18 protein-coding genes and 1 tRNA gene are annotated in these 23,232 nt (G+C 40.9%); 2 read left to right on the forward strand and 17 right to left on the reverse strand.

Annotation, left to right across the window (positions count from 1 at the left end):
- The first annotated feature begins 334 nt into the window (after positions 1-334).
- Entirely contained in the window at positions 335-6,046 is a 5,712-nt protein-coding gene (locus tag OWEHO_RS17225) for a T9SS-dependent choice-of-anchor J family protein (protein WP_014203784.1), read from the forward strand.
- Between the two features lie 78 nt (positions 6,047-6,124).
- On the opposite strand, the gene hisIE is transcribed toward OWEHO_RS17225, so the two are convergent.
- From hisIE to OWEHO_RS17310, 17 genes are all read right to left on the reverse strand, one after another.
- The gene (gene hisIE / locus OWEHO_RS17230) at positions 6,125-6,721 is read right to left on the reverse strand and encodes a bifunctional phosphoribosyl-AMP cyclohydrolase/phosphoribosyl-ATP diphosphatase HisIE (RefSeq protein ID WP_014203785.1); all 597 of its coding nucleotides are present in this window, start codon (positions 6,719-6,721) and stop codon (positions 6,125-6,127) included.
- Positions 6,718-7,470, reverse strand: a complete 753-nt coding sequence (gene hisF / locus OWEHO_RS17235; protein WP_014203786.1) for an imidazole glycerol phosphate synthase subunit HisF — start codon at positions 7,468-7,470, stop codon at positions 6,718-6,720. The genes hisIE and hisF overlap by 4 nt, the downstream gene beginning before the upstream one ends.
- Positions 7,471-7,472: 2 nt before the next feature.
- Positions 7,473-8,210, reverse strand: a complete 738-nt coding sequence (gene hisA, locus OWEHO_RS17240; protein ID WP_014203787.1) for a 1-(5-phosphoribosyl)-5-[(5-phosphoribosylamino)methylideneamino]imidazole-4-carboxamide isomerase — start codon at positions 8,208-8,210, stop codon at positions 7,473-7,475.
- The gene (hisH, locus tag OWEHO_RS17245) at positions 8,207-8,794 is read right to left on the reverse strand and encodes an imidazole glycerol phosphate synthase subunit HisH (RefSeq protein WP_014203788.1); all 588 of its coding nucleotides are present in this window, start codon (positions 8,792-8,794) and stop codon (positions 8,207-8,209) included. The genes hisA and hisH overlap by 4 nt, the downstream gene beginning before the upstream one ends.
- The gene (hisB, locus tag OWEHO_RS17250) at positions 8,791-9,879 is read right to left on the reverse strand and encodes a bifunctional histidinol-phosphatase/imidazoleglycerol-phosphate dehydratase HisB (protein WP_014203789.1); all 1,089 of its coding nucleotides are present in this window, start codon (positions 9,877-9,879) and stop codon (positions 8,791-8,793) included. The genes hisH and hisB overlap by 4 nt, the downstream gene beginning before the upstream one ends.
- Positions 9,876-10,913: a histidinol-phosphate transaminase gene (hisC, locus tag OWEHO_RS17255; protein ID WP_014203790.1), complete on the reverse strand. Its 1,038-nt coding sequence runs from the start codon at positions 10,911-10,913 to the stop codon at positions 9,876-9,878. The genes hisB and hisC overlap by 4 nt, the downstream gene beginning before the upstream one ends.
- Positions 10,914-10,916: 3 nt before the next feature.
- A complete protein-coding gene (gene hisD / locus OWEHO_RS17260; RefSeq protein ID WP_014203791.1) occupies positions 10,917-12,197 on the reverse strand; it encodes a histidinol dehydrogenase in 1,281 nt (426 codons plus the stop codon).
- On the reverse strand, positions 12,197-13,054 hold the full coding sequence (gene hisG, locus OWEHO_RS17265) for an ATP phosphoribosyltransferase (RefSeq protein ID WP_014203792.1): 858 nt from the start codon (positions 13,052-13,054) through the stop codon (positions 12,197-12,199). The genes hisD and hisG overlap by 1 nt, the downstream gene beginning before the upstream one ends.
- Positions 13,055-13,437: 383 nt before the next feature.
- The gene (gene argH, locus OWEHO_RS17270; protein ID WP_014203793.1) at positions 13,438-14,718 is read right to left on the reverse strand and encodes an argininosuccinate lyase; all 1,281 of its coding nucleotides are present in this window, start codon (positions 14,716-14,718) and stop codon (positions 13,438-13,440) included.
- A 12-nt stretch (positions 14,719-14,730) separates the two neighbouring features.
- The gene (locus OWEHO_RS17275) at positions 14,731-15,783 is read right to left on the reverse strand and encodes a M20 family metallo-hydrolase (RefSeq protein ID WP_014203794.1); all 1,053 of its coding nucleotides are present in this window, start codon (positions 15,781-15,783) and stop codon (positions 14,731-14,733) included.
- An 11-nt stretch (positions 15,784-15,794) separates the two neighbouring features.
- Positions 15,795-16,574, reverse strand: a complete 780-nt coding sequence (gene argB, locus OWEHO_RS17280; protein WP_014203795.1) for an acetylglutamate kinase — start codon at positions 16,572-16,574, stop codon at positions 15,795-15,797.
- The gene (locus OWEHO_RS17285) at positions 16,564-17,514 is read right to left on the reverse strand and encodes a Rossmann-fold NAD(P)-binding domain-containing protein (RefSeq protein ID WP_014203796.1); all 951 of its coding nucleotides are present in this window, start codon (positions 17,512-17,514) and stop codon (positions 16,564-16,566) included. Before OWEHO_RS17285 ends, argB begins: the two co-directional genes overlap by 11 nt.
- Complete coding sequence (locus OWEHO_RS17290) at positions 17,511-18,638, reverse strand: aspartate aminotransferase family protein (RefSeq protein ID WP_014203797.1); 1,128 nt, start codon at positions 18,636-18,638, stop codon at positions 17,511-17,513. The genes OWEHO_RS17285 and OWEHO_RS17290 overlap by 4 nt, the downstream gene beginning before the upstream one ends.
- Positions 18,638-19,615 carry an N-acetyl-gamma-glutamyl-phosphate reductase gene (gene argC, locus OWEHO_RS17295; protein WP_014203798.1) on the reverse strand — a complete coding sequence of 326 codons (978 nt, stop codon included), beginning with the start codon at positions 19,613-19,615 and terminating at the stop codon, positions 18,638-18,640. The genes OWEHO_RS17290 and argC overlap by 1 nt, the downstream gene beginning before the upstream one ends.
- Positions 19,608-20,834 (reverse strand): argininosuccinate synthase, encoded by a 1,227-nt coding sequence (locus OWEHO_RS17300; protein ID WP_014203799.1) that lies wholly within the window; start codon positions 20,832-20,834, stop codon positions 19,608-19,610. Before OWEHO_RS17300 ends, argC begins: the two co-directional genes overlap by 8 nt.
- Positions 20,824-21,498, reverse strand: a complete 675-nt coding sequence (locus OWEHO_RS17305; RefSeq protein ID WP_014203800.1) for a GNAT family N-acetyltransferase — start codon at positions 21,496-21,498, stop codon at positions 20,824-20,826. Before OWEHO_RS17305 ends, OWEHO_RS17300 begins: the two co-directional genes overlap by 11 nt.
- A gap of 419 nt (positions 21,499-21,917) precedes the next feature.
- Positions 21,918-21,990: transfer RNA gene (locus OWEHO_RS17310), tRNA-Pro, on the reverse strand.
- 210 nt (positions 21,991-22,200) lie between these two features.
- Here OWEHO_RS17310 and trxB point away from each other — a divergent pair.
- Positions 22,201-23,166: a thioredoxin-disulfide reductase gene (gene trxB / locus OWEHO_RS17315; RefSeq protein WP_014203801.1), complete on the forward strand. Its 966-nt coding sequence runs from the start codon at positions 22,201-22,203 to the stop codon at positions 23,164-23,166.
- Positions 23,167-23,232 lie beyond the last annotated feature (66 nt).

Raw genomic sequence — 23,232 nt, forward strand, 5'->3', positions numbered from 1 at the left:
CTAGATGTTAATTTACGAGGAAACTTATAAGCCTGGGTTTCCATAAACTAACTACTTCTACATCCCATTTATTCAATCAAGTCCCTAATGGATTTGCTAAAGGATGAATTCATTTCAGATTCCTTTTGGCTAAAAGCAGCTAGACTATATCATAAAGGGATTGTAATGAGAAGTAGAATATTTCAAATTTTCTCTTCAGGTGTTGACTGTAAATGTGTGGGGCACGTGCCCCACGGAGCTAGTTTGGGTAAGTTCAAAATGTAAATTAGCTTATAAAGTATTGTAGTTTCATATTCTAAATACGATTAACTAATAGTAAACTTAAACTTAAACAATGAAGAAAGCATCACCTTTGTATCTTTTTGTGTCAGCCTTTATGCTGATGAGTACGGTAGTGATGGGCCAGTTATCTGGTGCATATACTATCAATGGTTCTTCTCCTACGGGTGGAACTAATTATCAAACTTTTACGGCTGCAGTTTCTGCCCTTACTTCCAATGGAGTTTCAGGTGCGGTTACCTTTAATGTGCAAGCAGGTACTTACACCGAGCAGATATCTATTTCTGCCATTTCTGGAGCAAGCACAACCAACACCATTACATTTAAAGGTTTAGGAGACTTAACCACAATTACGGCAGCGCCAACTATGGCTAATTTGCCAATAATTAGTTTAGACTCTGCCAGCCACATTACAATTGACAGCCTAAATATTGAAGTGACAGGAACCAATGGCTGGGGCGTGCATTTTATGCGTCATGCTGATAGTAATGCTGTTATTAATAGTCACATTGTTGGTCCAGCTTTATCAAATACTCGTGGTATAATTGGATCAAGCTCTATAACTACTATTTCTGTTGTGCAGAACAATGCCGAATACATTTTAATAGAAAACAACACGATTGAAGGCTTTGACGTAAGCATAAATATGGTGGGGGAAACCGGTCCAATAACAACTCCTAACAGGCAAATTAATTACGGTACAGATATTAGTATTATAGGCAATACTTTTCAAGACTTTGCTGGTAAAGCGGTTGTTATAAATAACTATCATAATGTTAATGTAGACAATAACGAAATTTCTACATCGAATACTGCAAGCAGCGGTGCGCTTAGTTTTTGGGATGCTGGCGACAACATAATTATTACCAGAAATAACATGTATGTTAATTCTGACGCAAACAACACCCGCATGATAATTTTGGCTATGGCTCCAGGAAACGGGCCTGCTGGCGATGCAACAAAACCAGCCATTGTTGCTAATAACATGATTCAATACCATGGTACCAATTCAACAACTCCTACAGGTCTGTTGATGAAAAACAAAGATCAAATTGAAATTTTCAATAACACGTTTAAAATTAAAAACCAAGGCGCAAATGCTAACTGTATTTGGTTCGATAACAACAACGCACGCACCTTATCGGGCGTGGAAGTACGCAATAATATTTTTGCGTTAGATAATGCAGGATCTGGCCAGTTTTTTTACTGCCGTAGCAGTGCCATTGGTTCACGCTTTAACGGTTTAGTAATAGACCACAATAATTACTATGCACCTGCTGGATATTTTAGTGTTGATATACCTGATGGTTCGGGCCTAAGCACATTTACAAGTTTTGCCGCATATAAAGCCAATACTGGTGGCTGGGGTACCGGAGCTATGAATGTTGATCCGCAATTTGTATCTGCAACTGATCTACACGCTAGTTCGGTAGCTATGAATGATAGCGGTGCTGTGATAAGTAGCATTACTACTGATATTGACGGTGACTTAAGAAGCGCTACCTATCCTGATATGGGAGCTGATGAATATGCACCTCCAAGCTGTGTGGGAAGTTCTAATTTAGGAGTATTTGATGCTTTTGGCTCAACAGCAAAAGTGTATTGGACTCAAAGCAATATGGGGGCTACTGTTAAAGTTCAATACGGCACAACTGGTTTTACGCTGGGTTCTGGAACCAAAATGACTGCTACCAATGATACCATTTCATTAACAGGTCTTACACCACAATCCACTTATGATGTGTATGTAATGGAGGTGTGTTCGCCAACAGATTCAAGTGCATGGACTTCGCTCTCCTTTACCATTGGCTGTGGAGTTGTTAGCACCTATCCCTATTATGAATCTTTTGAAGGATCAAATTGGGTTTCAGGGTCTGGTACACCAAATTCTGGGTTTTCAATTGATCCCTGTTGGTCGGTAGTGCCGTCTAGTGGTAACGTTTTCTTATGGGGTACGGGTTCAGGATCTACATCAACTTCTTTTACAGGTCCTCCAAGCGCCTATGGAGGTTCTAACTATGTTTTTGCACAAGCCTATAATGGATTTACAAATGACATAGCCAACTTTACCTCTCCAAACCTTGATTTAAGTTCACTTACTGTACCACAGCTAACATTTGGTTATCACATGTATGGAATCCATATGGGAACGTTAGAAGTTTGGGCCTGGAATGGAACGGCTTATGATACACTTACATCCATATCAGGTGATCAGGGTAATACCTGGAGAGAAGCCATCATTGATTTATCTCCTTACAAGAATGACACTACACATTTAGTTTTTCATGCAATACACGGTATTAGCCTTTACTCAGATATAGCTATTGATTCTATAGTGATAGAAGAAGCTCCGCCTTGTCCTAAGCCTGGCGTGGTTGCTTTTGATAATGTTACCGCCACTTCTGTAAATCTAGTTTTCAGCTCTCCAGGCCATGCGTTTGAGGTTGAATTTGGTCCTACTGGTTTTACTCAGGGAACGGGCACCACTACCACCATCAATGGATCGGGGGATACTATAACAGGGCTTACTCCAAATACTTCTTATGATTTTTATTTAAATAATAATTGCACAGATTCTTCTAATGGCTTTTCAGCGTGGGTAGGACCATTTACCGTTCGTACCGAATGTTCTTTTACCAACAGTTATTTTACTGATTGGGATTACCTGTCTAATTCAGAGTCTGATATTTGCTGGTCATTTTTAACCTTTGGTTCTAACATATCTTACGCAAGGGCTTATGATCCTAGTGCAGGTCTTGCACTGCAACCTTTTTCAGGTAATATTTATTACAGGTATTATAACTCTACAGCTACGGCAACCTTTTTAGTAAGTCCAGAAATAACCGACTTGGCTACAAATACCTTGCAAGTAAGATTTCAGGCAAGTGATAGCTATACGGGCACTTCAGGTACTCCTGAGTTTTATATAGGAACTATGCTTTCAGCTAATGATACTGCATCCTTCACACCACTTGACACAGTAACCACTATTACAGATGTATGGACTGAATTTGCTGTACCATTAACAGGTGTACCAGCTAATCACAAATACGTGGTGATAAGACATGCTCATAATGCCAACAACGTATATATGGCCATTGATGACCTGTATATTGAAGTACAGCCTGCATGTGTTGCACCAAGTTTTGGTGTATTTAGCGATGTTCGAGACACAAGTGTAGTTCTTAACTGGACTGCTGGAGATGGAAGTACCTTTGATATCGAATATGGTGCGGCTGGATTTACTCAAGGATTGGGAACAACTATTTCTGGCTTAACCAGCACTACAGATACCCTTACAGGCCTAACACCTTTTACATGCTATGATGTTTATATCCGTGGAAATTGCACTTCCAGTAATAGCCCATGGTATGGACCTATTTCATTATGTACGAAGTGTGTTACGAAAGTAGCTCCGTTTGTAGAGGATTTTGAAAGTTCGGGTTGGGTTAGGGGAACAGCAGCTACTAATGCCGTGGATGGTTGTTGGATACGAACACCAGAAAGTTTCACTTCATTTAGGTGGGAAACTAACTTTGGAAGTACAACAAGCTCTAGTACTGGTCCTTCCACAGGTGGGGGTGGTTCTGGAAAATATGTTTTCACAGAAGCCTCTAGAGGTGTAAATAATTCACTGGCATATTTGCAAATGCCAAAGGTTGATTTTTCAACCTTAACTACGCCTACGCTAAGTTTCTCTTATCATATGCATGGATCACAAATTGGTGAGTTGTATGTATTGATAGACGATGGTACACAAACCGATACTATCTGGAGCATCAGCGGACAACAGCAAGTAGCTGATACTTCTGACTGGATTACTGCTTATGTAGATATTAGTGCTTATATGACTCAGCCGGCTACTATCAGCTTTGTAGCTAAAAGAGGAGGAACCTATGGTGATATAGCACTTGATAATGTAGGTATTGATGAACTACCTACCTGCCTTATTCCAACAGCGTTTTCACTTGATAGTGTTTACACCAATTTCGCTGACTTCAGCTGGACGTCAATAAGTAACGGTACTTCATTCGTAATGGAGTATGGCCCAACAGGCTTCCGTCAGGCTACAGCTACAGGTACTAATGTGTATGCTGGTTCAAGTCCTACAAGAGTATCAGGTCTTACGCCTGGTATGACGTATGATATTTACCTTTCGGATATGTGTGATTCTACTGACTGGGTAGGCCCAATCACTTTTACCACTATCATTCAAAATGATGCAGAGCTGGAAAGTATTGTTTCTCCTTTTGATTTAGTATGCGGGGATTCAAGCCTTGTGATAGAGGTTAAAGTGAAAAACAATGGAATCAATGCCATTACGACCTTGCCTGTAGGGGCAAATATTTCAGGTGCTATCACTTCAAGTGTTACCATTACATATACTGGAAACATAGCTCCGGGTGCATCGGCTACTATTACAGTGGGCACAATTAACGCTTATACAGGTGGTGTGATTAACATTGATGCCTACACCGGATTGTCAGGAGATCAGAATATGACTAATGATACTTTATCAGAAGCTGGTCTTGAGTTGATTTCAGCAGTGCCATTGCACATGCCGGTTGATTCCATTTGTGCTAATGATACAAGCGGAATATTTGTAGCTCTTCCTCAAACGGGTATCAGTCATAACTGGTATGCTAATGCTAATGATGTAACCCCGGTTGCCACAGGCGATACCGTAAGCGTGCAACCTGGTCAAACTTTGTATCTGGACAGAGGACAGTCAAGTTCATTGGTTGTTCAAACCGGAACTGCAGGATCTCTTTTCGGTACTATGTTTAAAGTTTATGTGAAAAGGGACTTTATTTTCTCTGGATATACGTGGGTATCTCATCAAACTGGTGCTAAATCATTGAAGGCGTTCTATAAAATGGGAGATTATAAAGGACATGAAACTACCCGTTCCAGCTGGACATTGATTGACTCCTTGGAGCAAACAAGTTCATCAAGTTTAGCTGCTTACAGATTTAATTTTAGAAATCCGGTAATCTTTACAGCAGGAGATACTATTTCAATATACCTGGCCAGTAAAACCGGTAAGTATGAAGCAGAGGGATTGGCTGGAGCAACCGTTGATTCAGTATTTAAAACCACCAATGACTTTGAGTATATAGCTGGTGTTGGAGGTGCATATTTTGGATCTAACATGGTGGGAGCCACAAGCGCAAGTTCTATCGCTAAAACCCTTCACTGGGAAAGCCTGGATGTGTGTGGCAACAACCGTATTGCACTTACCATGGGGGTAAATAATGACACAGCCGTGGCTAGCTTTAGTTCTGTAGTAAATGCTAGTGGAGTTGTTGACTTTGACGCTTCAGCTTCTTCAGGACATGTATACGATTGGGACTTTGGCAATGGAACCACTGGAACTGGAGAAATGCCTTCAAATACATACACAGCGGGCGGAACTTACACTGTTACTCTTACAGTAACCGATACTGTTTGTGGTACTACTGATACTATTACTCAAACCATATTTACCGATGTGAGCTTAAATGAACTTGAGTTTGCAGGAAGTGTAGAAGTATATCCAAACCCAAACAACGGTAAGTTTAACATAAACCTTGATTTGATTGGTGGACAGGATGTGCAGCTTGCACTGGTAAATACTGTTGGTCAAATAATATACACAAAGGACTTGGGTAATGTAGGTGGCCATGTAGAAACCGATATGGACATTGAAAACCTTGCACCTGGAGTTTATTACCTGCGTGTAATTGCCAACGGAAAATCAACTACCGTAAGAGTTACAATTTTGTAAATAGGGAATAGGGTTATTTCCAATTATGAAGGCCGCTCATTTGAGCGGCCTTTTTCATTTAGTGCAGTTCGAAACTTATTACTTTTTTGAATCTCGCTCTTTCAGTATTGCCTCAATTTCTTGAAGTTTAAAACCTTTAGCTTTTAGCAAAATTAAAAAGTGATAGAGCAAATCTGCAGCTTCATTTTTAAAGAGTTCTGCATTATCATCTTTAGCCTCAATCACAAGTTCCACGGCCTCTTCGCCTACCTTTTGGGCTACTTTATTAATACCTCTTTTGTAGAGTGTATTGGTGTATGAATTCGGGTCATCACCATCTATTCGCTTAGCAATAGTTTCTTCCAATTGATATAAAAACCCTAGACTGGTTTTATTTCCAAAGCAAGTTTGTGTGCCCTTGTGGCAAACAAGCCCGGTGGGTTTTACTTTTATCAAAATGGCGTCTTCATCACAATCCACTTTTATAGAGTCAAGCCCTAAGTAATTACCCGAGGTTTCGCCCTTGGTCCAGGGTCGTTTTTTACTTCTACTATAAAAGGTCACTCGACTTTCTGTTAAGGTTTTTTTCAAAGCTTCTTCGTTCATATAGCCAAGCATCAACACTTGCTGGTCCACAGCATCCTGAATAATTGCAGGAGCAAGACCGTCTGAAAATTTGTTAAAATCTACTTTCATCGGATGGCAATGTTTTGAGTTTTTAAATAGTTTTTTAGATCAGGAATAGGAATTTCCCCAAAGTGAAAAATGCTGGCTGCCAAAGCGCCCGTGGCATTGGTTTTACTGAATACATCTACAAAATGATTAATCTCACCTGCGCCTCCGGAAGCTATGATGGGCAAATTAACCACGTTGCCAATAAGCTGAAGTAACTCAATGGCAAAGCCTTTTTTCTGGCCGTCATGGTTCATACTCGTAAGTAGCAATTCACCAGCACCAAATTGTTCGGCCGTGTAAGCCCATTTTTCGGTAAGCCATTCTGTTTTTTTTCTTCCTCCCTGAGTATATACGTGCCATTGGCCTTTCTCCTTATGAGTATCAATAGCCACTACCACTGCCTGGCTCCCAACTTCACTAGCCAGTTCTTGTATTAGTTCGGGGCGCCTTACGGCAGATGAATTAATGCTCAACTTATCAGCTCCGGCTGCAATTACTTCTTTACCTAGTCCCACAGAATCAATACCTCCACCCACCGTGAAAGGGATGTTTATGATTTGAGCAATTTTCTCTACCAATGGTAAAAGGGTTTTGCGCTTTTCATGAGTAGCTGAAATATCCAGAAACACCAATTCATCCGCACCTTCATCTACGTAGCGCTGGGCAAGTTCCAGAGGGTCTCCTGCATCTCGAAGGTTTTTAAAACTCACACCTTTTACCGTGCGTCCCTGATCTATATCCAAGCACGGAATTATTCTTTTTTTGAGCATGATCAGTCGTTGTTAGAGTTATCATTTCGTTCAAAAGTCACCAGCTCATCCAAGGGAATTTTACCTTCATAAATGGCCTTTCCAACAATAGTACCTTCGCAACCTATTTCGCGTAGTTTTTTCAAATCGTCAAGCTTGCTAATGCCGCCACTGGCCACAATTTTTGCAGATGAATTCTGAATGAGGGATGAGTATAATTCAAAGGCTGGGCCGGCAAGCATTCCATCTTTGCTGATGTCGGTTGCTGTGATGTTCTGAACGCCTTGCTCACAGTAGTTTTGGACAAATGGCAAAATAGATTGTGAGCTTTGTTCTTCCCATCCGCTTATGGCCACCATTCCATTTAAGGAGTCTGCGCTGAGGATAATTTTTTTTGCCCCATATTTGGATAGGCAGGACAAGAAAAACTCAGGATTTTTTACAGCAATGCTACCAAAGTTGAGCTGTTGTGCTCCGCAATCAAATGCTTTTTTCACATCCTCCATGGTTTTTAATCCACCTCCAAAATCCACCACCAAGTTGGTGTTTGAGGTAATTTCTAAAAGCGTTTTTTCATTCACTACTTTTCCACTTCGGGCCCCATCCAAATCCACGAGGTGTAAGTATTTTAAACCCGCATCTTCAAAAGATTTGGCAACCTCCAATGGCTTGTCAGGGTAAGTTGTTTTGGAAGTGAAGCTACCTTGTGAAAGGCGCACACATTGCCCGTCAATTATATCTATAGCTGGTATTATTCTCATAAGTCAATAAAGTTTTGAAGGATTCGCTCACCGGTTTTACCTGATTTTTCAGGGTGGAACTGAGCTCCGAAGAAATTATCTTTTTGAAGTGCGGCACTAAAGGGTAGGAGGTAGTCGCATTCAGCAATAGTTTGCGTACAAGTAGCCGCGTAAAAACTATGTACAAAATAGAAATCATCGCCAGTTTCTACGCTATCCATTAGAGGACTTTTGGCTTTTGATAAATTATTCCAGCCGGTGTGTGGAATAATACCTTTCGCAGGGAATCTTTTTACTTCCGTATCAAATATTTTCAGTCCTGTAGTGTTTCCTTCTTCCGAAAAATTACACATAAGTTGCATGCCTAAGCAAATACCTAAAACAGGTTGGGTGAGCTGTGGAATCAATGAGTCCAGGTTTTGTATTTTCAAATATTTCATGGCTGAGCTAGCCTCACCAACACCCGGGAAAATTACTTTGTCGGCTTTTAGTAATTCTTGCGGGTCATCCGTCAAAATGGCTTCAATACCCAATCGCGCCAAGGCGTAATTAAGCGAGGTGCTATTGCCCGCATTGTATTTTAATATCGCTATCCGTTGTTTCATAATACTCCTTTTGTACTGGGGATTTTGCCGCTATCGCTTTGCGTTATGGCCATTTTTATGGCTTGCGCAAAAGCCTTAAAAATTGATTCAATCTTGTGATGTTCGTTTTGACCTTCTGCTTTTATATTGAGGTTACATTGGGCCGCATCACTAAAGGATTTAAAGAAGTGCAAAAACATTTCCGTGGGCATATCTCCAACCTTTTCGCGGGTAAACATGGCATCCCAAACCAGCCAAGGACGGCCACCAAAATCAATAGCTACTTGTGAAACGCAATCATCCATGGGCAGAAGAAAGCCATAGCGCTGAACACCTTTTTTGCTTCCCAAAGCCTTGCGAAAAGCTTCTCCAAGGGTGAGCGCCACATCTTCAATAGTGTGGTGTTCGTCTATCTCCAAATCACCATTTGCTGAAATAGTCAAATCCACATTGCCATGGCGCGCCAGCTGATCGAGCATGTGATCAAAAAATGGCAAACCCGTAGAGATTTGCGATTTCCCTGAACCATCCAAATTGAGGATTACCTCAATCGCGGTTTCTTTGGTAGTTCTTTTTACCGAAGCTTTACGGTCGGTATTTCGCAAAAAGTGATAAATATCTTCCCAACGAGTAGTTGATAGATTTGCGTTTTCTTCTTTCGCGGAAGCGAGAAGAATAGATTTTGCACCCAAGTTTTTAGCTAACTCCACATCCGTCAGTCGGTCACCAATTACCACTGAATTGGCCAAGTCATAAGAACCATAAATGTATTTCTGAAGCAGGCCGGTTCCTGGTTTTCGGGTATCCTTTTTTTCTTCCGGAAAACTCTTGTCAATCAAAATTTCACTGAAGGTAATTCCCTCGTTTTTTAGAGTATTCAGCATTTTGTTTTGGGCGGGCCAAAAATCCTCTTCGGGGAAAGAGCTTGTACCCAGCCCATCCTGATTGGTCACCATCACCAATTCATAATCCAGCTCGCGCGATATTTTACCCAGCCATTGAAATACTTCAGGGTAAAACTCCAGTTTTTCGAGGCTGTCAATTTGTTGATCTTCCGGCTCAATGATTAAGGTGCCGTCTCGATCTATGAATAGAACTTTCTTCATTTTTCTAGTTTTTTAAAGCGATCCAGCGCTTTTATTAAAGTTTGGTTTTCCTTTTTGGTTCCTATAGAAATCCTCAGGCAGCCTTCTATTTGAGAGCTTCTATTCCGAACGATAATGCCGTTTTGTAAAAGAAATTGATACAATTTTTGCGGCTTGGCTACACTAATCAGAATGAAATTAGCCTGTGTTGGAAATACACGTTTTACAAAGGAGTAGGCATTTAATGCAACTATCATTTTCTTACGCTCCGACTTTAGAACCAAAGTATTTTGATAGATGCGGGCACTCTTTAATAGAATGTCTAAAGCAGCTTTCTGGTTTAATTCGCTCACATTGTAAGGCGGCTTTACTTTAGTAAGAAGCTCTATGATTTCAGGATTTCCGAAAGCAATTCCCACCCGTGCTGCTGCCAAACTCCAGGCTTTGCTAAAGGTTTGGCTCACCAATAGATTTGGAAAATCTGATAGCTTTTCTGACCATGATTTTTGATTGCTAAACTGTGCGTAGGCTTCGTCCATTATCACAAGGCCGTCAAAATATTTTAGCAATCGAGTTATGCATTCCTCACTCAAAATATTGCCTGTAGGATTGTTGGGCGAGCACAGAAAAATAATTTTCACATCCCTTTCTTGCAGGGCTTTTTTAATAATGCTTTCATCAAGATCGAAATCTTTGTTTAACGGAATTTCGACCATTTCTACATCGTTGAGCTGTGCCGATACTTTATACATTCCATAGGTTGGAACAAAGGACAAAGCTTTGTCTACACCGGGTGTACAGAAGATGCGGAATAGTAAGTCGATTATTTCATCGCTACCATTTCCGATAAAAATCTCATTCGCCTTTACATTCCATTGGTTAGCAATTTTAGATTTTAAAGTGATCTGATGTGGGTCAGGATAACGGTTGAGCTTTCCAAAAGGGCTTTCGTTCGCATCCAAAAATACTTGAGCTTCTCCCTTAAACTCATCGCGCGAAGAACTGTAAGGCATCATTTTTAAAATGTTGGGTCTCGCCAATTTTTCAAGTTCCATAGCTTATGATTTTGAGGTTCTAATAGTTACCGCATTTTTATGCGCCTGAAGGCCTTCGGCTTCCGCCATTATTTCTATGGCATTGCCAATTCCATCCAACCCTTCCTTAGATATTTCCTGAAAGCTGATGTACTTGGTAAAGCTGGAAAGTGACACTCCGCTGTAACTTTCGGCAAACCCATTAGTGGGCAAGGTGTGGTTGGTGCCACTGGCATAATCGCCCGCACTCTCGCAACTATAGTTTCCTATAAATACAGATCCTGCATTGGTTACAGCTCCCGCCAAATCCGAGGGATTCTCACAAGCCAATATCAGGTGCTCAGGTGCATATAAATTACTGAAGGCTATGCAGTCACTCAGGTTTTTCAGTAGAATGGCTTTGCTGTTTTGCAATGCTTTTTGAGTTACTTCCATTCGCGGAAGCGCACGTAGTTGTTTCTCAATTTCGTTCAAAACATTAGCCACCACATCTTTGCAGGTGGATAATAATATCACCTGACTATCAGGGCCATGCTCTGCTTGAGAAAGTAAATCTGCCGCCACAAAATCAGGACGTGCACTTTCATCAGCAATTACCAATACCTCGCTTGGTCCTGCAGGCATGTCTATGGCCACACCTTTTGTTTGAACCAGCTCTTTAGCTTTAGTTACAAATTGATTTCCAGGGCCAAATATTTTATTCACTTTGGGAATAGAAGATGTTCCGTAAGCCATAGCCGCAATAGCCTGCGCACCACCGATTTTAAACACATTTTTGATTCCTAATAAGGAAGCGGTGTATAAGGTTGCTGGGTGAATTTTGCCATTTTTGTTAGGAGGTGTGCACACCACAATTTCCGGGCATCCGGCTAATTTTGCTGGTATGCCAAGCATCAATAAGGTGGAGAATAAAGGGGCAGAGCCACCAGGGATATACAAGCCTACTTTTTGAATGGGAACTTGTTTTTGCCAGCAAACTACTCCAGGACTGGTTTCAATTTTTTGCAATGACAATCGCTGCGCGGCATGAAATTTCTCAATGTTGCTTTTTGCTATCTGAATGGCATTTTTGAGTTCCTCATCTACTTCACCCTCGGCATCAGAAAATTCACTTGAACTAACCGAAAGGGAATCAAGGGAAACCTGATCATATTTTTCTAAAAGCTCGAAAAGAGCCTGATCGCCAAAGGTTTTTACTTTGGCGAGAATTGAATTTACTACTTCATCAAGGTCAGCAGTACCCAGCGATGGTCGAGACACCAAATTGTACCAATCTTGCTTTTCGGGATAATTAATTAGCTCCATCACACAATCATTTTTTCAATCGGTGAAACAAGAATTCCTTCAGCACCAAGGTTTTGCAACTGATCAATGATGTTCCAAAAATCATCTTCTCTTACTACGGAGTGGATACTCACCCAACCACTTTCTGCAAGAGGGAGCACTGTAGGACTTTTCATTCCAGGTAAGATTTTCGTGATTTTTTCAACCGATTGCTGCGGAGCATTTAGTAAAATGTATTTGTTGTTTTTGGCTTCGTTTACGGCCTTAAACCTGAAAAGAAGTTGATTTAATAGCCTTTGGTTTTCAGGACTTAAATTGTCGTTTACAATAAGGGAAGCTTCACTTTTTAGTACTACTTCTACTTCTTTAAGACCATTCATTACCAATGTACTTCCGGTACTTACCAGGTCGCAAATACCATCAGCCAAACCTATGCTTGGAGCAATTTCTACGCTACCGCTAATTTTTTCAATTTCGGCTGTAATGTCATTTTCTTTAAAGTAATTGGAAAGAATATTGGGATAGCTGGTAGCCACGCGCTTGCCTTGAAAGTAGCTCAGGTCAGTATACTTATCTTCTCGAGGTACTGCTAATGAAAGGCGGCATTTTGCAAAGCCAAGCGGCATAGCTTCGGTTAGATTTAGGTTTTGCTCAAAAACCTCATTTTGGCCAACAATTCCAATATGAGCAACACCTTCTGCTACATATTGGGGAATGTCATCGTCCCTTAAAAAGAGAACTTCAATTGGAAAATTGCTGGCTTCGGATTTTAATTTTCGATTGCCATTGCTCACCTTGATTCCGCTTTCTTCCAGCAGCTTTAGTGACTTTTCACTTAGGCGTCCACTTTTTTGAATCGCCAGTTTTAATTTACTCATTACATTTTTTGGTTAATGTCTGAGCAAAAAAGGGGAGTGGTTAAAAACGAAAAAACCCGCCTGAGATGCTCAGACGGGTTTTTGAAAATTTATAGTATACACATATCATTTCCTCCTCGCCTGATGACCAGAATGAAAATGATGATGTAGTTGTTGATTCGTTATCATGGGGCCAAATGTAGACAAAAATGTCAGCTATGCAATTTTCGGGTTTAGGATATTCTGAATTAATAGATATTAGAAGAGGGCTGCGGACTCTAAAACCTGTTATGGATAGTCTTTTTTAAGTCAAAAAAGGAAGCTTAGTTTTAAATCATTTTTACTGTCCATACTCTAGTTGCAACAGGCAAAAATATGTGTGAAGGCTATTTGATTGCATAGGTTTAGTTTTCTGACTTCATTTTAAGTTTGATTTCCTCCAAACAAAGATTTCCAATACTTCCTTCATGTACATGATTCACTTCTTTTGAAGGGCTGAACTTTCCATCCATAATTTCTTTCCCCAACTTTTGATAGGCATCTCTAAATGTCATTCCGTTCATCACAAGTTTATTTACTTCTTCTACGCTGTAGAGGTAGTCATATATTGGATTTTCCAGTAATTTATCATTGATGGAAATATGCTGCAGCATAAAGTCACAAACCTCCAAATTGTCCTTGGTTTGATCAATTCCGTTCATCAGGCTTTCCTTTAAAAGCTGAAAATCGCGATGATAACCGGTTGTGAGGTTATTGGTTATAAAACTCAGTTCTACTGGTAAGTTTTGAATCTTGTTGCTATGGGCGCGCATCAATTCAAACACATCTGGGTTTTGTTTGTGCGGCATTATACTCGATCCGGTTGTAAGCTCTTTAGGGAAACCTACAAAGTTGAAATTCTGACTCATAAAAAGACAAATGTCAGCGGAAAGCTTGGACAAAGTTCCTGCTACAGAAGCCAAAGCGTAGCCTATGGTTTTCTCTAGTTTTCCACGGCTCATTTGGGCAGCCACTACATTGTACTTCATGGTTTCAAAACCAAGCAGTTCGGTGGTCATAGAGCGGTTGATAGGGAAAGAAGTACCATAGCCTGCAGCTGACCCAAGTGGATTTTGATCGGCAACTTTTAGTGCAGCATTTAGCATGATCATATCATCGATTAAGCTTTCTGCGTAAGCGCTAAACCAAAGGCCAAAGGAAGAAGGCATGGCCACCTGCATGTGCGTGTAGCCGGGCATGAGTACATTTTTGTGCTGTTCGGCTAGCTTCAGTAAAGTGTCAAATAGATTTTGGATCAATGATTTTATATTATGTATCTCCTCTTTGACATACAAGTGCAGATCCACTAAAACCTGATCGTTGCGCGAACGTGCGGTGTGAATTTTTTTTCCGGCTTCGCCAATTTGCTGAACCAGCTCAAATTCAATTTTACTATGCACATCCTCAAATTGCTCCTCAATAATAAAATCTCCATTTTCAATTTGGGTATCAATGGTTTGCAGTGCTTTTAAAATATCATCAAGTTCTTGTGTATCAAGAATGCCGATTTTGTGGAGCATAACAGCATGAGCAATATTTCCACGCACATCATGCTTGGCAAGCTTCAAGTCGAGCTGACGATCATTGCCTACAGTATATCGGTCTACAATATTTTCGGTGGTGTATCCTTTATCCCAGAGTTTCATAGGGTATGTTTTTTATAATATGGTTTCAAAAAGTTTAATGTAAATGTCGATGCCTTCTTCAATCTCATTTAAATAAATAAATTCATTGGCCTGATGCGATCGCGTGGAATCTCCGGGTCCTAATTTTAAAGAAGGACATGATAGCGAAGCCTGATCGGAAAGAGTAGGCGAGCCATAGGTAGTTCTTCCCAAAGCAATACCCGCCTGAACGATGGGATGATTTTCTGGTATAGAAGACGAATTCAATCGGAAGGAGCGGGCCTTTAACTCACTCTTAGTGTGTTCGTTAATAATTTCAAAAACCTCCTGATTGCTGTAATGCTCATTCACGCGAACGTCTATCACAAAGTGGCAACTGGCGGGAACAACATTGTGCTGGCTGCCGGCATTTATTTGTGTGACGCTCATTTTTACCGGACCCAGCACCTCCGAAGCTGTTGAGAAGCTATAGTTGCGTATCCACTGAATATCATCCATAGCATTATAAATGGCATTGTCGGTATTGGTGTGTGCTGCGTGGCCTGAAACACCAGGTGCGTAAGCGTCAATTACCAACAGGCCTTTTTCGGCTATGGCCAGGTTCATTTGTGTAGGCTCGCCCACCACTGCAAATTCTATCGGTGGTGTTATTTTCAACAAACTATTCAGGCCATTCGGTCCAGAACTTTCTTCTTCCGCAGTAGCGGCCATTAGCAGGTTGTACCTAAGGTTTTCACTTGCGTAAAAATGGGTAAAGAGAGCGATGAGCGAAACCAGACAACCACCAGCATCATTGCTGCCAAGGCCATATAACTTTCCATCTTCCACCTTGGCTTCAAATGGATCATTGGTATAACCTGAGTTTGGCTTTACCGTGTCGTGATGTGAGTTGAGAAGTATGGTTGGTTTATTTTTGTCAAAGTGTTTGTTGGTTGCCCAAATGTTATTGTCATTTCGATTAAAGGGAATTTTATGATCATCAAACCAGTTGCAAATATGCTTTGCGGTTTCATCTTCTTCACCCGAAAAGGAAGGTGTCACAATTAACTTTTTTAGTAGTTCAATGGCTTTTTGCTGTAGTTCCATTCTTGAAAAATTTAGAGGATTAAAGTGCTATGAACGGAGGTTTCATCCTTTAGAAAATTGATGTTGCCTATACACACTTTTGATACTTTATTTTTCAAGGCATGAAAGCAATTCTCCATTTTAGGCAGCATCCCATCATGAATGCTATTGGCGTTTTTTAGCGCTTCATATTTAATGCTGTCGATATTTTCAATCACTGAATTATCATCAGCCAAATCTGCCAACACGCCTTGTTTTTCGAAGCAGTAAATTAATTCTGTTTCATATTCTTTTACCAGTGCTATTGCCAATTCCGAAGCAATGGTGTCGGCATTAGTGTTTAGCAATTGCCCATTTCCGTCATGGGTGATAGCACAAAATACAGGACAAATTCCATCCTGTAGCCATTGAGAAATCACAGGGTGATTTACAGTTTTTACATCACCCACAAAACCGAAATCAATTGGCTCAACCGGACGTTTGATAGAAAGAATGCTATTTCCATCTGCACCGGTAAAGCCAGCAGCATTACAAGTAAAAGCCTGCAATTGGGCCACTATGTTTTTATTGATCAGCCCTGCGTAGATCATGGTTACAATGTCTATGTCTTCGGCAGATGTAATTCTTCGACCATTGATCATTTGAGGTTCGATACCAAGTTTTCTGCTAAATATAGATGCCTTTTTTCCACCACCATGCACCAGAATTTTATGACCTTCCATTTTGGAAAAGGAGTGCAAAACTTCAGAAAGTGCCGCAGGGTCGTCAATAACGTTTCCTCCAACTTTTATGATTCTTAGTTTATCCGACATTCTGAAGCATTTTTAGTAAAACCGTTTGCGCGGCATAGGTCCTGTTGTTGGCCTGTTCCAAAACCAATGAATTTCCGGAGTCTATCACTTCATCTGTTACCACCACGTTTCTGCGGACAGGCAGGCAATGCATAAACTTTCCATTATTGGTCAAATCCATTTTTGGTTTGGAGATAGTCCAGTCGGTAAGATTTGGAGCAGTTTGTCCATAGTTCTCGTATGATGACCAATTTTTGGCGTATACAAAGTTGGCTCCAGCCAAAGCTTCATTCTGATTGTGAAGAACTGTAACACCATCGGTAAATTCTGGAGACAAATCAAACCCTACAGGATTTGTAATTACCAATTCTACATCAGCTTGCTTCATCCACTCTACAAATGAATTGGCCACAGCCTGAGGTAGAGCACGAGGGTGTGGCGCCCAGCTCAGTACCACTTTGGGACGAGTTATTTTTTTTTGCTCTTCTATGGTGATCAAATCCGCGAAGGACTGCAATGGGTGAAGGGTAGCACTTTCTAATGAAACCACCGGAACTTTAGCACTTTGGATAAACTTGGTGAGCACCTTTTCCGAATAATCTTCGTCACGGTTTTTTAACTCAGCAAAAGTTCTAATGCCGATGATGTCACAGTATTGGGAAATAACACCAGCGGCTTCCTTGATGTGTTCCTGACTTCCTTGATCCATCACTGTTCCGTCTGTCATTTCTATAGACCAACCTTCGGTTCCCAAATTCATCACCATTACGTTCATGCCGAGATTCAAAGCCGCTTTTTGCGTGCTCAACCTTGTCCGTAAACTTGGGTTTAAAAAAATAAGCCCAAGGGTTTTGTTTTTACCAAATTCCTGGAAACCAAAAGGGTTTGCTTTTATTTCCAGCGCTTTTTTCAACCAAGCATTTATATTGGTTAAATCTTTTACAGAGGTGAAATTCATCATGACAAATGTTTTTTTAGTGCTTCCACAAATGGTTTGAAATCATCGATAGTGATACAAAGTGGAGGCAGGATTCGCAAGAGATTTGGGTTGGATGTTGATCCAGTAAAAATTTGATCTTCAAAAAGCAGTTTGGAACGTAACTCCTTTATCGGAAAATCGAATTCCAATCCTAACATTAGGCCTCTGCCTTTAAGTTTTTTTACCTGAGGAATTGCTTTCAACTCCTCCGAAAGTAAGGCCCCGGTTTTCTTTGCATTTTGTATAAGTGACTCATCTTTCAAAACATTGAGCACGGCAATACCTGCAGAGCAAGCAAGATGATTTCCGCCAAATGTTGTTCCTAGCATTCCGTGCTTTGCTTCAATATTTGGGTGAAGTAAAATGCCCCCAATCGGAAATCCATTTCCCATGCCTTTGGCTATAGAAATGATGTCTGGGGTAACATTATATTTTTGAAAGGCGAAGAAGTCTCCCGTACGCCCATAGCCAGATTGTACTTCATCGGCTATCAGAAATGCATCATGTTTTTTGCACAGATTACTTAGCTGCTCATAGAATTCTTGAGTGCTTTCATCAAGGCCACCAACGCCCTGAATAAACTCAATAATAACCGTACACACACCTCCTTTTTGAAGCTCCGATTTTACGGTTTCCAAATCGCCAAGCTCAATGAAGGTAACTTCTTGCTGTTGGTTTAGCGGGGCATTTATTTTGGGGTTGTCTGTAGCAGCAACCGCGGCAGAAGTCCTTCCATGAAAGGAGTTTTTGAAAGCAATGACTCTCGATTTATTAGTAACAAAAGAGGCAACTTTCAAAGCATTCTCATTGGCTTCAGCGCCAGAATTACACAAGAAAAGGTTGTAATCGACACATCCTGAAAGTTCGCCCAGCTTTTGAGCAAGTTCTTCCTGCAGCGGGTTTTGAATGGCATTGGAATAAAAGCCAAGTTTTGCTACCTGATCCTGAATAGATTTCACATAGTAGGGATGAGAATGCCCGATTGAAATAACCGCATGGCCTCCATACAGATCAAGGTATTCCGTGCCTTTTTCATCATACACATGAATGCCCTTAGCATTTACAGGAGTAATGTTATATAGGGGATAAACGTCAAATAATTTCATCAGAAGTAACTGGCTTTAAGGTTTAGTCCGGTACTTTCATTAAGACCAAACATTAGGTTCATATTTTGGATAGCTTGCCCGGAGGCTCCTTTTAAAAGGTTGTCAATCACGGAGATGATTAGCACTTTGCCATCTATTTTTTGCACCTGAAGCAAGCAGAAGTTGGTGTTAACTACTTGCTTAAGGTTGATACCATTTGCACTGATTTTGGTGAATGGAGCATCCTCATAATAAGATTTGTAAAGCGCGCTTAATTCTTCTTCTGAGAGTTCACAATTGGTGTAGACGCAGGCAAAAATTCCTCTTGTAAAATCTCCCCGTAAGGGAAGGAAGTTTAAAGCTTTATCAAAATCGGGTTGAAGGGAAACCAAGCTTTCGCCAATTTCACCTAAATGCTGATGGCTAAAAGCTTTGTAGATGGACAGGTTGTTATTTCGCCAACTAAAATGTGTGGTAGCTGATGGTGATTGACCTGCACCAGTAGACCCTGTTATGGCGTTTATGTGAACTTCATTTTTAAGAAAACCACCTTTTGCCAGTGGCAACAAAGCCAATTGAATCGCTGTGGCAAAACAGCCTGGGTTGGCAATATATCCAGCATTTGCAATCTTTTCCTTGTTCAGTTCAGGGAGCCCATAAACGTACTCTTTACCCAAAAAATTAGCATCAGCTTCAAGCCTAAAATCATTGCTAAGGTCAATTACTTTGGTACTTGGCGAGAAGGTGTGGTTTTCCAGAAACTTCTTAGAATTTCCATGACCTAAACAAAGGAAAAGCACATCCACATTGAGGTTTACCTGATCGGTAAATTGTAAACTTTCAAAGCCAAATAAATCTTCATGAACGGATGCAACACTCTGTCCCGGCTGAGAGTGACTGTATATAAAGTCAATCTTTACGTTAGGGTGATTTACCAATAGACGAATCAATTCTCCCGCCACGTAACCTGTGCCGCCAATTATTCCTGCTTTAATCATAGGTATCCGAGTTTTGAAGTTCACTATTTACCTTGTCATTCACATGTTTGAAAATTTTCATGGGATTGGCCAATATTTTAGTGAAGCCTTTCACATCATCGCCCGTCCATTGTTTGTTGATTTCTCCATAATCTGCAAAACCTGATTTCATCAAATCATAAGGAGAGTCAATTCCTTGGACGATAAAACGATAGGGTAGAAGTTCTACGAAAACTTTACCCGACACGGTTTTTTGTGAATCTTGAAGAAAGCCTTCAATATTGCGCATTACAGGTTCAAAATATTGCGATTCATGGATGAACATGCCGTACCAATCGCCCAGCTGTTGTTTCCAATGTTGCTGCCATTTAGAGAGTGTATGTTTTTCTAAAGTGTGATGTGCTTTGATGATGATACTTGCCGCTGCTGCTTCAAAACCTACACGTCCTTTTATTCCAATAATTGTATCACCAATATGCATATCTCTACCAATAGCATATTTGCTGGCAATAGATTCAAGTTTTTGAATGGCTTCAACCGGAGCTAGATTATCATCATCCAAGCCAACTAGTTCGCCATTTTCAAAAGTCAAAGCAATTTGCTTGGGCGTAGTTTCAACCAGAGGGCTGGGGTAGGCTTCTTCTGGGAGTGGAGCGTGAGATGTAAGTGTTTCTGCACCGCCAATGCTGGTTCCCCAAAGGCCTTTATTGATAGAATATTGAGCTTTTTTCCAATCGATGTTTACTCCATGTTTTGCCAGGTATTCAATTTCCGCTTGACGCGAAAGTTGTTGATCACGTATAGGCGTTATGATTTTAATTTCGGGAGCGATAAGTTGGAAAACCAAATCAAAACGCACCTGATCATTTCCCGCACCAGTGCTGCCATGAGCAATGTAAGATGCGCCAACTTCTTGGGCATATTCCGCTAAGGCAATGGCCTGATAAATTCGCTCAGCACTTACCGAAAGAGGGTAGGTGTTGTTTTTTAATACGTTGCCAAAAATCAAATATTTGATAATTTTTTGGTAATAATTATCCGTTTCCTCCAGAGCGATATGCGAACTGACTCCAAGGTTAAATGCTTTGGTTTCAATTTCCTGAAGCTCCTCTGGCGAAAAACCTCCTGTATTTACAATTGCTGAATGTACTTCCAGGTTTTTGTCATGCTTTAAATACTTTACGCAGTAGGAAGTATCTAAACCGCCACTAAAGGCGAGAACAACTTTATTATTCATCATTGGATTTTAGATTTTTTAATGCTGGTTTTAGGAAAGGGAATTTTTGAAGTTTCTTTTGAATGCGCTCTTTGCGCTCTGTCATAAAGCTTCTGAAATTTTCCCATGATTTTTTCTTATCCAGAGGCTTAGGCAGAGTTTTACTCAAATCGTACATCATACCTGTGCATAAGCACATGCCGCGATTAGTGCGTAGCAGAATGTCGTGATTAGGGCAGCTTTCGCAGCCTTTCCAAAAGGCATTATCCTGAGTAAGCTCCGAAAATGGAACGGGCTTGTAGCCCAGGTCAGAGTTTATTCGCATTACCGCCTGGCTGGTGGTAATTCCGAATAATAGTGACGTAGGAAACTTTTGTTTTGAAAGGTCGAACGTGGCTTGCTTAATGGCTCTTGCCAGTCCTGTATTGCGATATTCAGGATGAACAATAAGCCCGGAGTTGGCCACATATTTTTTGCCTTCCCAGGTTTCTATGTAACAAAAACCAACAACTGTGTTCACATCAAATGCGATCACAGCCTTGCCTTCGGCCATTTTGGCTTGTATGTATGCGGGCTCACGTTTGGCAATTCCTGTCCCGCGAATTTTAGCGGCATCCGCCATCATTTGGCAAATAGATTCCGCGTATTGAGAATGACTCTCATCAGCCACCTTAACAATATATGACATTGAAAAGAGGATTAAACTTTAGAAAAAAAATGAAATGAAATAAGTACGATTGTACTGTGGCGAGGCTACGTAAGCCCGCAAAGGATGATATTACGCCCTAAGGCGTCTTCGTGACCTGCGAAGGCGGAGAGTGGAATCCATAGAGCTATTTCTCCAAAAATTTGGAGAGCATTCGCTGTTATATGGATTTTGTTGTTTCACCGCTTTGGTTATTCAATAGAAGTACAAATGTAGATTAACTATTTAAGATAGGAACTAAGGTAAATACTCTAAATTTCATGAAGTAGCTGAGCTAGATTTCTTTAGACAGGTAAATTATAAGGTAGACGTAAGAAGAAAGAGGTTATGGGCAAGGAGGACTGCAACCGCGTGAAAACAAAAAAGGCTTAGAAGATCTTCTAAGCCTTTCTGTCACTGAGTCGGGATGACAGGACTTGAACCTGCGGCCTCACGCCCCCCAGACGTGCACTCTACCAACTGAGCTACATCCCGATAATTCACTTTAGGCTTTGGACCAGAACCTCCATGTAAGGTGCATGGTCTTCCGAAGTGCGTCATAATATAGATCTACACCCCATAAAGGGCGGCAAATGTAAAAATATTCTTGAAACGATGCCGATCATTTATAAGCTCATTTTCTTGTCTTATAGAAGACCAATAAATTTATAGATTACCTTACTTTTGTTCAAAATTGAAGAAACGATGGAAAAACATAAGTGCGTAATTATCGGTACTGGACCTGCGGGATATACCGCTGCAATTTATGCTGCAAGAGCAAACCTGAAACCAGTTGTATATACTGGTCTTGAGCCTGGTGGACAACTTACCACCACTACTGATGTAGAAAATTTCCCGGGATACCCTGAAGGAATTATGGGGCCTGAAATGATGGAAGACCTAAAGAAGCAAGCAGAGCGTTTTGGAACAGATGTTCGCTTTGGAATGGTTACCAAAACTGAGCTAAGTGAAATTCCTGGTGAATATCACAAACTTACTATTGATGAGACAACTACCATTTTAGCAAGAACTGTAATTATTGCTACCGGTGCTTCTGCTCAATACCTTGGTTTAGAGTCTGAGAAAGCCTTTATGGGACATGGCGTTTCCGCTTGTGCTATTTGCGATGGCTTCTTCTTTAAAGGACTAAATGTAGTAGTTGTAGGGGGTGGAGATTCTGCTGCTGAAGAGGCTACTTACCTTGCCAAGCTTTGCCCAAAAGTAACTGTGCTTATCCGTAAAGATCACTGGAAAGCTTCCAAAATTATGGAAGAGCGCGTGATGAAAACACCAAACATCGAAGTTCTTTTCAATACCGATACCGTTGAGGTAGTGGGTGAAAAAACCGTTACAGGTGTGAAGGTGAAAAACAATCAAACGGGAGAGGAGCAAACTATTCCTGCCGAAGGTTTCTTCGTGGCCATTGGTCACAAACCAAACACTGATATCTTCAAAGGACAGTTGGATATGGATAGCACCGGGTACTTGATTACCAAGCCAGGAACCGCTACCACCAATTTGCCGGGAGTATTTGCCACTGGCGATGCTCAAGATAGAATTTACCGTCAGGCAGTGACAGCTGCTGGTTCGGGTTGTATGGGAGCTTTGGAAGCTGAACGCTATCTTCAGGAATTTGAAGAAGAAGTGGAAGCCGCACAGATAGTAGGCTAAAACCTGCATAACATTTTGCATATAAATATCGACTCCGCTCGAAGCGACAGCCCTAAGTGGTTAGTC

Source organism: Owenweeksia hongkongensis DSM 17368 (assembly GCF_000236705.1).
Lineage (GTDB): Bacteria > Bacteroidota > Bacteroidia > Flavobacteriales > Schleiferiaceae > Owenweeksia > Owenweeksia hongkongensis.

Coding starts and splice junctions, on each gene's coding strand:
- OWEHO_RS17225 (WP_014203784.1), top strand. CDS start 335: ATGAAGAAAGCATCACCTTTGTATCTTTTTGTGTCAGCCTTTATGCTG.
- hisIE (WP_014203785.1), bottom strand. CDS start 6,721: ATGAAAGTAGATTTTAACAAATTTTCAGACGGTCTTGCTCCTGCAATT.
- hisF (WP_014203786.1), bottom strand. CDS start 7,470: ATGCTCAAAAAAAGAATAATTCCGTGCTTGGATATAGATCAGGGACGC.
- hisA (WP_014203787.1), bottom strand. CDS start 8,210: ATGAGAATAATACCAGCTATAGATATAATTGACGGGCAATGTGTGCGC.
- hisH (WP_014203788.1), bottom strand. CDS start 8,794: ATGAAACAACGGATAGCGATATTAAAATACAATGCGGGCAATAGCACC.
- hisB (WP_014203789.1), bottom strand. CDS start 9,879: ATGAAGAAAGTTCTATTCATAGATCGAGACGGCACCTTAATCATTGAG.
- hisC (WP_014203790.1), bottom strand. CDS start 10,913: ATGGAACTTGAAAAATTGGCGAGACCCAACATTTTAAAAATGATGCCT.
- hisD (WP_014203791.1), bottom strand. CDS start 12,197: ATGGAGCTAATTAATTATCCCGAAAAGCAAGATTGGTACAATTTGGTG.
- hisG (WP_014203792.1), bottom strand. CDS start 13,054: ATGAGTAAATTAAAACTGGCGATTCAAAAAAGTGGACGCCTAAGTGAA.
- argH (WP_014203793.1), bottom strand. CDS start 14,718: ATGAAACTCTGGGATAAAGGATACACCACCGAAAATATTGTAGACCGA.
- OWEHO_RS17275 (WP_014203794.1), bottom strand. CDS start 15,783: ATGGAACTACAGCAAAAAGCCATTGAACTACTAAAAAAGTTAATTGTG.
- argB (WP_014203795.1), bottom strand. CDS start 16,574: ATGTCGGATAAACTAAGAATCATAAAAGTTGGAGGAAACGTTATTGAC.
- OWEHO_RS17285 (WP_014203796.1), bottom strand. CDS start 17,514: ATGATGAATTTCACCTCTGTAAAAGATTTAACCAATATAAATGCTTGG.
- OWEHO_RS17290 (WP_014203797.1), bottom strand. CDS start 18,638: ATGAAATTATTTGACGTTTATCCCCTATATAACATTACTCCTGTAAAT.
- argC (WP_014203798.1), bottom strand. CDS start 19,615: ATGATTAAAGCAGGAATAATTGGCGGCACAGGTTACGTGGCGGGAGAA.
- OWEHO_RS17300 (WP_014203799.1), bottom strand. CDS start 20,834: ATGATGAATAATAAAGTTGTTCTCGCCTTTAGTGGCGGTTTAGATACT.
- OWEHO_RS17305 (WP_014203800.1), bottom strand. CDS start 21,498: ATGTCATATATTGTTAAGGTGGCTGATGAGAGTCATTCTCAATACGCG.
- trxB (WP_014203801.1), top strand. CDS start 22,201: ATGGAAAAACATAAGTGCGTAATTATCGGTACTGGACCTGCGGGATAT.